9 protein-coding genes are annotated in these 13,460 nt (G+C 62.0%); all 9 read right to left on the reverse strand.

The features are described 5' to 3' along the window. Nucleotides 1-32: 32 nt before the first annotated feature. The 9 genes from ABZ721_RS01235 to ABZ721_RS01275 all read right to left on the reverse strand — a co-directional run bounded on the left by ABZ721_RS01235 (nt 33) and on the right by ABZ721_RS01275 (nt 13,451). Entirely contained in the window at nt 33-800 is a 768-nt protein-coding gene (locus ABZ721_RS01235; RefSeq protein WP_358786440.1) for a TatD family hydrolase, read from the reverse strand. Further along, nucleotides 797-2,092: a hypothetical protein gene (locus ABZ721_RS01240; RefSeq protein ID WP_358786441.1), complete on the reverse strand. Its 1,296-nt coding sequence runs from the start codon at nt 2,090-2,092 to the stop codon at nt 797-799. The genes ABZ721_RS01235 and ABZ721_RS01240 overlap by 4 nt, the downstream gene beginning before the upstream one ends. Beyond that, the gene (locus ABZ721_RS01245; RefSeq protein ID WP_358786442.1) at nt 2,092-2,877 is read right to left on the reverse strand and encodes a hypothetical protein; all 786 of its coding nucleotides are present in this window, start codon (nt 2,875-2,877) and stop codon (nt 2,092-2,094) included. Before ABZ721_RS01245 ends, ABZ721_RS01240 begins: the two co-directional genes overlap by 1 nt. After that, a complete protein-coding gene (locus tag ABZ721_RS01250; RefSeq protein ID WP_358786443.1) occupies nt 2,877-4,760 on the reverse strand; it encodes a P-loop NTPase fold protein in 1,884 nt (627 codons plus the stop codon). The genes ABZ721_RS01245 and ABZ721_RS01250 overlap by 1 nt, the downstream gene beginning before the upstream one ends. Further along, nucleotides 4,757-5,464, reverse strand: coding sequence for a SprT family zinc-dependent metalloprotease (locus ABZ721_RS01255; protein ID WP_358786444.1), 708 nt, complete (start codon nt 5,462-5,464; stop codon nt 4,757-4,759). The genes ABZ721_RS01250 and ABZ721_RS01255 overlap by 4 nt, the downstream gene beginning before the upstream one ends. Then, complete coding sequence (locus ABZ721_RS01260) at nt 5,461-8,760, reverse strand: HsdR family type I site-specific deoxyribonuclease (RefSeq protein WP_358786445.1); 3,300 nt, start codon at nt 8,758-8,760, stop codon at nt 5,461-5,463. Before ABZ721_RS01260 ends, ABZ721_RS01255 begins: the two co-directional genes overlap by 4 nt. Further along, nucleotides 8,757-9,998 carry a restriction endonuclease subunit S gene (locus ABZ721_RS01265; protein WP_358786446.1) on the reverse strand — a complete coding sequence of 414 codons (1,242 nt, stop codon included), beginning with the start codon at nt 9,996-9,998 and terminating at the stop codon, nt 8,757-8,759. Before ABZ721_RS01265 ends, ABZ721_RS01260 begins: the two co-directional genes overlap by 4 nt. Beyond that, a complete protein-coding gene (locus ABZ721_RS01270) occupies nt 9,991-12,351 on the reverse strand; it encodes a class I SAM-dependent DNA methyltransferase (protein ID WP_358786447.1) in 2,361 nt (786 codons plus the stop codon). The genes ABZ721_RS01265 and ABZ721_RS01270 overlap by 8 nt, the downstream gene beginning before the upstream one ends. A 365-nt stretch (nt 12,352-12,716) precedes the next feature. Then, complete coding sequence (locus ABZ721_RS01275) at nt 12,717-13,451, reverse strand: 5-formyltetrahydrofolate cyclo-ligase (protein ID WP_358786448.1); 735 nt, start codon at nt 13,449-13,451, stop codon at nt 12,717-12,719. Nucleotides 13,452-13,460: the final 9 nt, after the last annotated feature.

Consider the following 13,460-nt stretch of genomic DNA (forward strand, 5'->3'; position numbering starts at 1 on the left):
GCTGGCGCTACCCAGAATGATCCCGCGCCGTCCTACGGTGTAGTTGCAAGCCCGACCCGAACGGGTCGGGGCAGTAGGGTGCCGCATTTAGTCGAGCGTACAAGCTGTGCAAAGTTGCGCCACGTCTCTTTGCGGACCCCCTCCGGGTCGAGCACATGAATCTGGGCAAGAGCACGTTCGACGTCATCTACCTTGCCGGGGCGGCGACCCTGGCCACTGGACCTGTCGCCGAACGGATGGTCGGTCTCCGGGAGGACCCGGTCGAGCGGCAGGCTCGCCAGTAGCTTGGGCTTCCGCAGCATCGAAGCGTTGACCGAGAAGTAGCAGCCAAGCTCGACCGCCCGCTTGGTCTGCGCTTCGTTGCCAAGCCACCAGTGAAGCACCGGACCGTGGATCGGTCGGGCCGTCAGGCACTCCAAGGTGACATCGATGGCGGCGAAGCTGTGGATACTTGTGAGTCGGGGATTCTGTTGCAGCGCAGCCAAGACCGCATCCAGGGTCGCCTGTTGCGTGTCCAGAGGCACGCGGGACTTGCCATCCAGGCCAACCTCACTGACGTACGGCGTTCGGGCGATCAGCTCGGCAAATCGAGCTGCGTCGAAGGCCTTCTGCGCGCCGACGAGGCCCGGGTGGCAGCCCACACCCCAGATTGTCCACGGATCAGATCGTTTGAGCACACGCTCGGCTTCATCGAGCGAACGAGTCGCGGCGAAGATGAGCGAACCAAGCTCCAACAGATCGCCAGGCGAGATGTCCGGCTCGATGTGGGCGTGCATGTCGATCGGTGGCAGGCGTCTCATAGATAGAGGCTCCGTAGCTCTTGGATCCCACGCTGGCAAAGGTCAATCGCATCGCGCATTAGGTAGTCGTCCGGAAGGCTCAGCGTGGTGAGGTCCCGTGTCCTCGCGCCCCGGCGGATGAAGTTGCGAACCGGCTGCTCGACCGATTTGCCGTCCAGCCACCTCTGCACAGCAGGATCGCTGCTTGGCGCGATGTAATCGCTGAAGTCGTAGACCCCAGAGGCGGTGAAGGATGCCCGCCGCAGCACACACCCGAAACAGACGCCACAGGGCCGGTCGGCTGAAATGCCGTGGGCTCGCTGGCCAGTCAGTGCGCACGAGTGGGTGGCACTCAGAAACGAGGAGGCTTCGTCTGGTCCGACGAGGTCCACAACCCGCCTGTACATCTCGCCCTTGGTGATATGCGCGAAGGGGTTCTCGATGACCGCGTGGGCACCGACTTTGGTAAGCACAGCCGCCAGATCCTGCAGGAACTTGGGATGCGTGGTGCGTGTCGACAGGCTGCCGAGGCGTTCCGGGCCCAGCGGCGGATTGATCGAGGCGAAGCCGTTCTCGGGTATCCACAACGGCACTTGGTGGATGGACGCCACCGCCAGGCCGAGAGCCAGGAAGAGAAGTGAACGCGATCGGGTGGTTGACTCGGACGGATACGACGTGCCGTCGATGCGCTCACTGCGGCGTCCCAGGTGCAGGACCATGTGTTCCTGGCTCGGGCCGGGGATGAGTCGTTCGAGTTCGGCAGCGATATGTCGCTGGATGGGTGCCAACATCGTGTTGTTATAGTGCGACAGCAGGACGTGATGCTGGTCCGCGGCAAGCAACGAGCGGGAGTACAGCCCGCCGATCGCCGAGTCGGCACCGCCGCTGAGTAGGACAACCCGCTGGGGCGTGACGCCAATTTCGTTGGGCGCCTGGGCCTCGGCCGGTTCCGGCTGCTGCGTGAACGACAAACTCCAGCGGTCGCCGCTGAGGAACCCAAGCACACCAGCAAGCTCATCGGCCACGCCGTTCCAAGCTGCCGCGTCGGAAACCGGGATCTCAAGATCGAACGGGCGCCGATTCCAGTTCGCCCCACGGCCTTCGCGCAGCACAGAGCGGTCGGCAGCAAAGGCGGTTAGCGCAACCCGAACCACATCAACGTTCAGGGGCGGAACCGGGCCGAGTGTGGCCAAGCTGGGGCTGAAGCCTCTGGTGAATGTCGACCGCTGGTCGGACAGCCAATAGAAAGATGAGGCGGCCTGATCTGCCGGAATATCGTCGGTTGCACTCAGGCGCAACGTGAACCGGGACATCAGCTGCCACCTCCGACGATGCCACGGATGGTCTCTAGGCCCGCCTCGACGGCGCGGCTGACTTCATCCTCGGTCGCGCCGTCGACCGACAGATTGGCCTGAGCGGCAATCGCTTCCGCGGCGTCACGGATGTCGCTCTCGGCAACGTCGGCCAGATCGTGATTGTTGACCAGATCACCCGACTCAACCAACAAGGTCTCTGCGATGATGACTGCAATGGTCTGACGGACCATCTCTTCTGGAGACAGCCGGTAGCCATCCCGTTCCTGCTCCATCACCCACTCTGCCACCTCGGCGGCCACGAACCGCTGCTCGTGGTCTTCGATGCTGCTGTCCGGCGTGCTGCAGGCCATGTCAACGATGCGGCGCACCACTTCGATGTCGTCCCCGAGACCGCGCAGCTCGTTGTAGTCCAAGCCCAGACGTTGCAGGGTCGCCGTATCACCCGTGCTGTACGCATGAGCCGCTGCCGCCGCGCGGCCGGCAGTGCGAGCTGAGCCAGCGGCCGTACGTTGCGGACCGCCGTTGCTACGCGATCCACCCCCACCGCCGGAGGCGCCTCCACCTCCGCCACCACCCGGGCCGCCTCCACCTCCGCCGCTCGCCACGCGGGGACGGATCAGGTTGATGACTCGCCCGAGTGCAGCCGGATCGAGCGGCGGTCGCTGCCCCTTGGAACCCGACCCGTCCGAACCCGACAGGCCATCCAGGTAGTCGCTGATGCGATCGCGAACCGTTTTGCCGTCCTTGCCACCACTGCCGGAGTAGGCGCCGCTGGTGCCCATCAGGCAGTCCCTCGATTGCCCAGTGCGCTGTCGACTGCCCGCTTGACCTGGCCGTCCAGCAGCTTGCCTTTCCAGGTGGTGAGCACACCGCGAACCGGCGTGGAATCATCCGCCTTGAACTGCATCGGTGTCGCGATGGTGATCTCGCTGGGCGGCAGCATCAGAAGGGCATCCCGAGCCGAAGCCGCGACACTGGGACGGCGACGGGCGATGCGCAGGATGGCATTGACCCCACCCTTCTGCTTGGTCGGTTGGTCGCGCATCGTTCGCCCGATGTGTCGCAGAAGGTCGGTGGCATCGCCGTCACCCAGCTCATCCAGTTCGGCATCAGTGACCGACGCCTGTTCGCGCCGGGATTCCGAGAGTAGATTGGCGGCAATGTCACGAAGTCGCTCGGGCAAGCTGTCATCAATCAGTGTGACGCCGGCAAAGGTGGCAGCCAGCGTCAAGTAGGGCGACAGGTCGAGCCCACGCAGGGGCGGTGCCAGCTTGGCCCACCGCACCATGGCCTGAGAGAACAGACCTGAGGCGACTGGCGTGGCCGCCCGGGTGCGGCGGGTAGACGTGCTGCGCCGTGGTTGTGTACCTGATTCGGCCACATCATCAGGCTCATCCTGCCGCCCGGTGTCGGGCTGCGCGGGCCGCCCGGCTTCCTCCTCCAGCCGTTCCAGGTGGTCACGCATCTCGCCCTTAGCAAACCAGTCAAGCAGCAGCTTGAACTCGGGCTTCATCAGCGCTTCGAGGGTCATGAGCTTGGCGACCACCGCAGGGTTCAGACTGATGCCCCGGCGCGAGGCCACGGACTGACGGACGTGTAGGTCGTTGAGGAAGCGCTTGATGTAGCGCGGGTTGCCATGCAACTTCTCGTAGAGCAGCGGTGTCAGGCGGGCGGCAAAGGCCAGCTCGTCCGCCATGGCCAGTCCGGTGATGTCGCCAATGTCATCGATGGTGCCGCCATCTCGGCGAACCTGGGCGCAGCGCTCGATGAGCGTGGCGAGGTGGTCCTGCTCGGCATTGCCCTGCATCTGGAGCAACAGCAGATATGCCTGGGTGTCGAAGTGACTCAACGCCGGAAGCGGGATGGTGGTCTGCACAATCTTGTGCAGGTAGAGCGTGGCTGGGTCCTGCTGCTCGTCGTCGCTCTCCTCGGGACGACCGGTGGACTTGAAACGGGTGCGGATGGCGTCCGCCACCCGGTCTTCGTCGGCCGCGATGACAAAGGACATTTTCGGCACGGCCAGGAAGAGACGCATGGCTTCCAGGCTCTCCACAACTGTTTCCGGGAGGCAGCGGTCGAGATCGTCGACCAGCACGACCACCGCGCGGACGTGCTTCAGGTCGTCAGAGTCGATGAGTTCCGCGAACTCGTCCCGGAACGCCTCCAGCCCGCGCACCGATTCCTCATCACCCTCCTTGGGCTTCACCAGCTCGACGAGCTTGTCGAAGTCGGGGATCTGCAGGGTCAGCGACGACGTGGCCGCCAGCTTGATCGCCTTGGCCCAGTCGATGCGCTTGCCCAGCCGCATGAGGAGGCTCTTCGCCTTCTCCGTCTTGGTCTCGGACTGGTTGATCTCAGCGCCAAGCGCCGCCAGTACCTCCGCGATGAGGCTCTCTTTGGCCCCCGTAGCCGGGTCATAGCGCCACGGGTCGGTCTGGACGACCAGAACCTTGTTCTCGGGCGTCGTGCGCCGAACAAGCTCCTGAGCAACCAAGCCGAGCACCGTGGTCTTGCCGCTCCCCCAACTGCCAGACAGACCGAGAGCAACTGGATCAAGCGCCTCATCCAACAGCGCGTCGGCGACCGTTTGGGCCACGGCATCGAATGAGAGCAGATCGATCCGGGCCGGATCATCGGACCACAGCGAAAGAGCAGGTGTCGTCACGACGTGCCTCCGAACCAGAGACCGGCGCCGCGCTTGGCCAGCTCTCGCTTTCGCTCGTCGTAGTCAGGCATAACCCGAGCCAGCAGCTGCCAGAAACTTGGGCCGTGGTGGGCCTCGCGCAGGTGGGCAAGCTCGTGCGCCAGGACGTAGTCGACTAGTGACGGGGACAGCTGCAGCGTCGCCCAGTGGATGCGTACGCGCCGTCCGGCCGTTGCACTTCCCCACTTGTGGCCAAGGTCAGCGACCTCGATCGCTCCGGGTTCGACGCGTAGCCGCTCGGCCCAAGATGTCGCGCGGGGGCGCAGCCACGCCTCACCGCACCGCTGGTACCAGGCGATCAGGTGTGCCTCACCTGCTTCAGCGAGCGGCCGTGGAAGAATGAGTCGGCCACGTTCAAGGCGGACAGTACCGTCAACGTCATGGATCTTCAGACGGTGACTTCGGCCGAGGTAGAGGAAGCCCTCGCCGTCGACGAGCTCTTTGGTAACGGGCTCGTGTTGCAGCACCTCCTTCTCCGCCAGCTTGCGATAGACCCACTCGCGTTTGGAGGTGAGGAACTGCTTCAGCTCATCGGTGGCAACGTCCTCCGCGGCGCGCAGACGCAGCGACCCATCGGCCTCAATCGTCAGCTTGGCCTTCCGGCTGGCGCCCCCGGTCTCGACGGGAACGCGCAGGCCGTCAAGGTGCAAGACGGCGGCGTTCACGACCGCCTCCGCGCGTTGATCTGCTGCGTGATCAAGGACTGGTTGGCCCTGGCGAGCTCCATAAGTCTGTCGGCGACGGCAGCCTGCTCGGAGAACGGGAACAGGTCGTGGTCGTCCAGGGTGTGGATGATCTTTTTGCGCAGCTCGTCCTGGGCGTGGGGGTTGTGCCAGAAGCGCACAATCGCGGCATGCTGGGTCACCTCGACGACTATCTCTTCGGCCAAATGCATGATGTTGGCGCGAATTTCATCGGGCAGTCGAGCTTCAGTGGCGAACTCGCTTTCCAGAAGGCCGTAGAACCGGGCAGCCAGCGGATCCTCGTGGACACGCAAGCCGCTGGATTCATCGGTGGCATCGCCGAGCAGTACCTCCAAGGCGAGGCTGAGTTGATCCCACTTGCCGGTGAGCGTCTTGAGGATCTCGTCGAGACGCTCGGAGAGCCTGGTGTACCGAGCCGGGTCCTCGTCAAAGTTCTTCCGGATGTGGAAGCGCAGGGCATGCTCCATCTCGGACGCCTTCGCCTTGTCCGAGGTGAGACCCTTCACTTTCGCCAGGAAGTCCGGCGCCGTGATCGAGATGGGAGGGATCTTGGTGGCGATGTCCAGTGAGGCGACGTGTTCGTCGATCAGGGCACGAACCTTCTCACCGTAGAGCGAGGCGTCGAAGTCCCCCATACCGTCGTCGCGGTAGCGGCGTCGCGCGACCTTCTGGATGATCCCGAGTCGTTTGGCGTCTGCCACGAAAGGCAACGCCTCCGGACGAGGCAGGACCGTGTCCAACGTCGTGAGGAATTGCTTGAGCAGCACGCCGAACCGAGCGCGCAGTGCCTCGTCTGACAGGACATCAACACACGCCTCGATGTCCTCGTCCATGTCGAACGTGTCAATGCCGGCCTGCGCGAAGACTGCCACTACCCGTGCGTGCCGGTCCCGCAACTTCGGGACCTCGTCGGTGATCGAGGCAAGTGCGCCGATCGCGTCCTCGGCATCCTCCGGCGCGTACGCCTGGAGTGCCTTCTGGAGATGCGCACCGACGCCAAAGTAATCGACCATGAAGCCCGCCGACTTCCGTGGTGCCGTGCGGTTGACACGAGCGATGGCCTGCAGCAGTTCAGCGTCTTGGATGAAGCGATCGAGATAGAGGACCTGCTCGACCGGCGCGTCGAAGCCGGTCAGCAGCATAGTACGGACCAGCAGGAAGGCGATCGGGCTGGCGTGCTCGCCTGCCGAGCCAAGTGGCTTCTTAAACTCGGCGATCACTGCGTCCTGGCGAGCCTTGTCAGTCCACGGTGCCCAGGTCGGGTCGTCATTGTTGCTGCTGGAGATGACCGGCACGAAGTCAAGGATGCGGATCAGATCGAGGTGCGGCAGCGCGCGGATCAGTACCTGCTTACGCCGATCGAGCCGATCGATGTCGAGACTGCCATCAGCTGCGCCGCTGACGAGATACTCGGGCAGGGCTTCGATCTGGGCCACGAGGTCGTCGCGGGCGGCTATGAGCGCCTCGCGGTAGCGGACGGTGGCCAGGCGGCTCGTCGCGGAGAGCTGGGCCTTGAACCCACCGGGCAGGACGGTCGACACGTAGTGCCAGAGCATGGACCTTGCCTTGGCAGCGATGAGCTTCGGTGCTTCCAAGACGGCGCTAGTCGTCGCATAGCGGGCCTTGAGCTTCTCCACCTCCTCAGCCGTGTGCTCGATGAACATGTCCTCGAACAGCTCGTCAAGGTCGCTACCACCCGCCACCGCACCCTTGGCGGTACGGCCTTCGTAGAAGATGGGAACAACAGCACCGTCGTGTTCGGCCTGACGGATCGTGTACTTGTCGATGAACGAGCCGAAGATGGCGTCAGTGCGCTTCTTACCCTCACGCATGATGGGGGTGCCAGTGAAGCCAACCTTGGCCGCATTCGGCATCGCGGCCATCAGGTTGGCGTGCAGGGTGGAGGTCTGGGAGCGGTGCGCCTCGTCGACCAATATCACGATGGTCTCGTCAGTGTTGAGGACACCGAGAGCCTCGTTCTTGTCGTCGCCAGCCATCCGCGTTTCGCGCATTCCAGCGCTATCGGAATCCCGGTACTTCTGGATCATCGCGAAGACGAGCGCCGGGCCCTTCTCGGTGAGGATCATTTTAAGCTTGTTGGTGCGCCGAGCACGCTGGACCCCCTCGCCGGAGAGCTTGGCGGTCTCCGACAGTTGCTTCTCCAGGTCGGTCCGGTCGGTCACGATGACCACCTTGAAAGCCCGAAGCGTCGGATCTGACCGCATGGCTCGAACGAGGAAGACCATCGTGAGCGACTTGCCCGACCCTTGGGTATGCCAGATCAGGCCACCGCGACGGTCGCTCTCACCGTCCGCCGCGCGCGTTTTCCCGGTGCGTAGCCGCTCCAGCGCCCGGCCCACCGCACGGTACTGCTGGTAGCGAGCGACGATCTTGATCCGTCGGCCGTCCGCTTCGGTGAACAACGTGAAGTGCCTGACAATATCCAGCAGGTTGGACGGGGTCAGCATCCCTGCGACCAGCAGCTCCTGCCCGGTCAGCTCAGCTGCGGGCTTCCCGAGATGGGCGGCAAGCTGATCACGAGAGACCGGGGCCGCGTCCTTCCACTCCAAGAAGTGCTCTGGCCCAGCCGTGAACGACGCGACCCGAGCCTTGTCCCCGTAGGTCGAGACAACGAACTGGTTCGTCCAGAACAACTGCTCGTTGCCCTCGGACACGCCGAGGTCGCGCTGGTTGGCGTAGCGTCGTAGCTGGTTGATGCCTTCGGCCATAGGGTCGGTGATATACGGGCTCTTGCACTCGATCACTACCAGCGGGATGCCGTTGACGAACAACACGACGTCAGGCGCGACATATTTCTTCGCCTGACCGCCCGGCTCATCTACCCGAAACTGGTTGATCGCGAGGAAGTCGTTACGCTCCGGGTGCTCGAAGTCAATGAATCTGACCCGTTGCGAACGGCCCTGATCCCAGTCCGGAAGACCTGACACCGAAACACCTTCAAGAAGGCGCTCAGTCATCCGCTCATTGAGTTCGATGAGTTTGCCCGCCTCAGACCGTGTCAGCGACGACACAATCTCCGATAGCCGCGACTCGTCCAGCCATGGCGCACCGTCCGGACCAGGATTGACCTTGAGCAACGCTGCTCGCAGCCGTCCCTCGAGGATCGAACCGCGGAACGAACCCCGCTCAGTGACAGCCGGATCGGACTTCGAGCCCTCGATCGTCTGCCAGTCAAGACCTGCCAACTGATCCAACAGTGGCTTCTCCACCTCCGTGTACTCGGGGCCCACGCTCATGACGTGGCCTCCTGCGGAACACGGACACGGCCCGAGAGGAGGTCGCTCACGAGCGCAGTACGTTGAAGTTTAAGCTTTTCGCGGACCGATTTCTCGACCGCCAATCGTTCATCAAAAAGCGCAATCGCGGAGACAATGGATTCCTGCTGCGCAAGATCCAAGTCGGGAATCAAAAATTCACGGAAATGCTCAAGATGAATATGCTGTAGCCCCGAACCGGCAGATAGCACGCGCAACTGGCGTCGAAATTCATTAGTATCGAAGAAGAGTCGCAGAAAGCCCGACCTCAAGATTGATACTATTGGGCGAAGAACCGCTACGGAGACAAATACGCTAGCCTCAGGAAAATCATTCGGAACAAGCCTAGCCACACCTAGCGTGCCATCCTTTGAAACCAGCACATCACCGGGCAAAGGCTCGATCCTCCTGCGGTAGATGGCATGAGCTTGAGGTGAAACATACCGACACGGCGTAAGAGAGATTCCTGGCCCTCTGGTCAAATTCTCAACCGTAACAAACGGAACTCCACTCCGTACATACGTCGGAGTGTGATGAACTCCGTCAACGATTTTACTCGTAGCCGAACTCAACTTCCTCGTTGTTGCCGATTCACTAGCGCGCAACAGAATGTTCTCAAGAGTAGCGGATCGAACGCGCTGAACCTTTTCAATTATATTTTGAGTAGCTCTAATCTGATCGTCCAACGCATTGAGAATCTCGGCAATGGCACGTTGCTCAGCGATAGGCGGCACATTGATTCGGGTCGACAATAGTGCTTCATCAGCAAAATTGGTCTGCGACTCGGCCATTCCGGTTGTACGGCTGTTCAAATACTCCTGAACCTCATTGGTGGACAGCAGTCCAACGAGGACCTCGGGCAGCACAACGGCTTTCTTAGGTCGAAGACCAACCATCTTTCCCGACACCATGAGGTGCGGACGCGTCGCTCCAACATGAACAACGACGCCAACCCGATGGCGAGGGCCGGCCTTCGTAATCAAAACATCGTCTGCCCGGACCTCTATTGCCCCATTGCCCCAGTACCGTCTCGGTGGCACCTTGTGAGCAGCTTCGTTCCATCCATCCCACGTGACCGCAGTGGTTTTGAGTAGCCCCCACTCTTCATCGCTAGCGATCGACCGTTCCTCGCATGTCGGACTCGGGCCCGTGAACTTCTTTTCGATGAGGTCACGCAACGATTCAGGTGACCATCCATAAGGGACCGACGAACTACTCATATCCAAGATCCTTCATGAGCGCGGCCAGATTAGCCGTGGCCTCTTCTTGCTGGACTTGAAGCACATGCAATGGCGCCTGGTACTTGTCCCACCACATCTCGAAGGCCGCGATCACAGCGCGTCGATGTCGGGTGATTCGGTCCTGAGCCTCCACCAACAGGTCATGCTCCATTGCATCGAGGACAATCTGGCGAGCTGACGAGTCGTCGATTGCCTCGCTGGCCTCTGTAAGGCGATGTCCGAACACCGCTTCCTCAGACTTGAGCTGTTTCTTGGCGGCAGTCAGCTTGCTCTTCAGCTTCTTGACCTCTGTCAACGAAAGGACGTCATCGGTTGATTCGTCCTCCTCGTCGGAAGTGGTTGCGGCCTTGATAGTGGCGTCCAACTCCACAACCTCACTCTCAAAAGCAGCGAGCTTGTGGAGATAGTCCGGCAGAAGGGCCCGGGCCACCTTGTGGTCAAGCGGATTGACCTTTGCCTTTTCCTCCGCTAGTGCGTCGAGCACGGTAGCCACCCATGCCTCGATAAGCCCGCGGTAGCCGAGTGTGGCCAGGGCTTTGAGGTCGGGCAGGCTGACGCCCCACCAGGAGGCAACGACACCGCGGACCGCGAAAGTATCCAGGAGTGATGTCTCGGCTAGGGCGCCACGGAACGTCTCGATCAGCTCTTTACGTAGCTTAACCAGGTCCGCTACCGACTCCAGTTCATCGAAACGAGCCTCCTCATCCTTCCACCACTGCTCGATCGCACTCGTGATGGCGGCCTCAGCCACCGTCACGCCTGTATCGGCCTCAACCAGACGACGGAGGTCACGCCGGTCCGTGATGACATCGACGTACTGGAGGTAGTCGCCATCCCTCAAAATGAGCAGGTTGTCGGGCTTCATACCGTGCGCAGCGAAGAGCTCGGCCTTGGCCTTGACCTCAATCTTCGGGATGCCACCATAAAGATGCGCGCGAACATCCTGCGGTTCTGGGTCGGGTGTTGTGTCGACATAGCGGCGGATGTTCAGGTTGTCGTCGTTCTCAGACAGCTCGTCGCGACCGACCACCCGTGCGAAGCCGGGTACATCCTCGAAGGATCGATAGGCCGAGACGATCTTTTCAATGTGCTCGGGCTCCAGATAATTCTGTGCGCGGCCCTCGCGATAGTCGCGATCAGCGTTGATGAACAGCACCTTCCCCTTGCGTCCTGCTGGCTTCGAGCCAACAGGACGAAGAACAAGGATGCAGGCAGGGATGCCGGTGCCGTAGAAGAGCTGAGGGCCGAGCCCGATCACCGCGTCGATCACGTCGTCATTCAGGAAGCCAGTACGGATCCGGCCCTCGTCACCACCACGGAACAGCACGCCGTGAGGCATGACTGTTGTAACCATGCCGCCGTACCGCGTGACCGCCAGCATATGCTGGACGAACATTAGGTCGGCCTTCTTGCCCTTCTCCGGGGTGTAGCCGTAGCGGAAGCGCTCGGGGAAGGGGATGCCGTCAGCGGTGTAGCTCATCGAGAACGGCGGGTTGGTGATTACGCGATCGAACCGCTGCAACTCACCGCCGGTGATGTGCGCAGGATCTTCGAGGGTGCCGTCATCATTGTTACGCAGGTCAGCATCGGGGATGCCGTGCAATAGCATGTTCATCTTGGAGATAGCCCAGACACTGCCGTCCTTCTCCTGGCCGGCAAGTGCAAGGTTGCGGCCGTCGCCACCAGCCTCCTCGACATACTCCTTGGATAGGATCAGCATGCCGCCCGATCCGGTGCACGGGTCGTAGACACTCATCCCAGGGTGCGGGTCGGCGATCTGCACCATCAGGCGAACAACGTCGCGCGGTGTGTAGAACTCCCCGCCCTTTTTGCCCGCCGAGTCTGCGAAGTCGCGAATCAAGTACTCATAGGCTGCACCGAGCAGGTCGGGGAACTCAAAGTCCTTCTGACGGAGCGGTACCTTGTTGAAGTGCATGATCAGCTCGCGGAGCTTCTTATCCGACATCGACGACTGGCCGATCTTGCGGTTAAAGTCGATGTGCTGCAGCACTCCGTCCAGCGAGCGGTTGCTGTGCTCCAGGTCCTCCAACGCCTTGTTAAGGCCGCTACCGACCGCCTTATGGAGATGGTCTCGAATCTGGTCCCATCGGGCTCGCTGTGGCACGTAGAAGGTCTTGTAGAACGACGGCGACTCTGCCCGCTGCTCCGCTTCGGCCTGGGTACGTCCCCGCGACCGCTGGTCGACGATAACCTGCTGCTGCTCCGACTCAAACTGATCAGAGGCGTATTTCAGGAAGAGCATCCCGAAGATGTACTCCTTGTACGCCGAGGCTTCCATCGAGCCGCGGAGCACGTCCGCTGCCGCGAACAAGTGTCGCTCCAGCTGGGGCAACGTCAAGCGAGACATCGAGTAACTCGTCCTTCCTGGTACACGCCAACACCGCACTTTTCCTGAACTGCGGACCTACCGAGCGCATCACTACCCGCTGTCTCGCGGCTTGAAGTAACCCTAGCCGGACGCACTGACAGACCGCGCCCCCGGCGCACACCACCCATGCCATCACGTAGTGTGACCGGCGCGCCCGACAGGCATCTTTCGCGAGCCGCCATAACGTCTCTCAACCAGTTTTGCGACAAAAAATATCTCATATCCTGAAATAACTATAGAGCAATTACCCAAAACCGGAAATACTAAAGTTGAATGCGGCCATTCGTACACCTGCCCTTGTGATTCCTTCAACTCTGTCCTTTCTGCCGAAAGATTGCCTGCGCAGCCAATGCAGGAATCGCCTCGATCTTTTCCGGCGTGAGGTCGTTCCAGACAAGCCCTGGGGGCCGGCGACGCCCAGGGCACTGAATCACCTCGTCGGGTGTGACGATCAGGTCGACACTGAAGTCGTGCTCTGTCTCGGGGATCTCCTCGTCAACCACCTGGAGCTGGTGCACAGGCGCGACGATGACCGTCTCGTCTGTCACGAGGCCCGCCTCGATCAGGAGCGCCACCTCCAGGTCGGAGTACCCGGCACCCTTGCCGATGCGTGCGCCGGAACGGTTGACCGCGACGCTGCCGCAGATCACCACGTCGATGGGGCGCATGTTTTCGACGCCGACCCGGCGAGCAACCTGTGCAGCGCCCTTCTTCTCCGCGGCCTGCTCGACGGGTAGCTCAAGCGTCTCGGGGTCCAGCAAGAAGAACGGTTGGAGGCTCGCCATCCTCGGGACGGCCATATAGAGGAGCTTGCCGTCCTTGAGGGCGCGGATACGGACCGGTAGTTGGGCCCAGTCGGGGTTCGCCTTGATCGTCCGGGCCCGCTTCCACGCGTCCAGCTCGGCCAGGCGGTCGGCCGTCGCCTCCGCCCCGTAGAACCCGGGGATCTTGCCGTACGAGCCTTCTGGCACTGCGCCTTCACGTTCGAGTAGGCGCCACACCTTGTCGCGGACGGCTTCCTTGGCCTGGTCGATGTTGCTCATGCGCCCCTA

Origin of the sequence: Streptomyces sp. NPDC006733 (assembly GCF_040636125.1) — a bacterium.
GTDB lineage: Bacteria > Actinomycetota > Actinomycetes > Streptomycetales > Streptomycetaceae > Actinacidiphila.

Excerpts from the sequence above, each read along its gene's own strand:
- ABZ721_RS01245 (WP_358786442.1), bottom strand. The coding sequence starts at position 2,877 with ATGGGCACCAGCGGCGCCTACTCCGGCAGTGGTGGCAAGGACGGCAAA.
- ABZ721_RS01260 (WP_358786445.1), bottom strand. The coding sequence starts at position 8,760 with ATGAGCGTGGGCCCCGAGTACACGGAGGTGGAGAAGCCACTGTTGGAT.
- ABZ721_RS01235 (WP_358786440.1), bottom strand. The coding sequence starts at position 800 with ATGAGACGCCTGCCACCGATCGACATGCACGCCCACATCGAGCCGGAC.
- ABZ721_RS01275 (WP_358786448.1), bottom strand. The coding sequence starts at position 13,451 with ATGAGCAACATCGACCAGGCCAAGGAAGCCGTCCGCGACAAGGTGTGG.
- ABZ721_RS01240 (WP_358786441.1), bottom strand. The coding sequence starts at position 2,092 with ATGTCCCGGTTCACGTTGCGCCTGAGTGCAACCGACGATATTCCGGCA.
- ABZ721_RS01265 (WP_358786446.1), bottom strand. The coding sequence starts at position 9,998 with ATGAGTAGTTCGTCGGTCCCTTATGGATGGTCACCTGAATCGTTGCGT.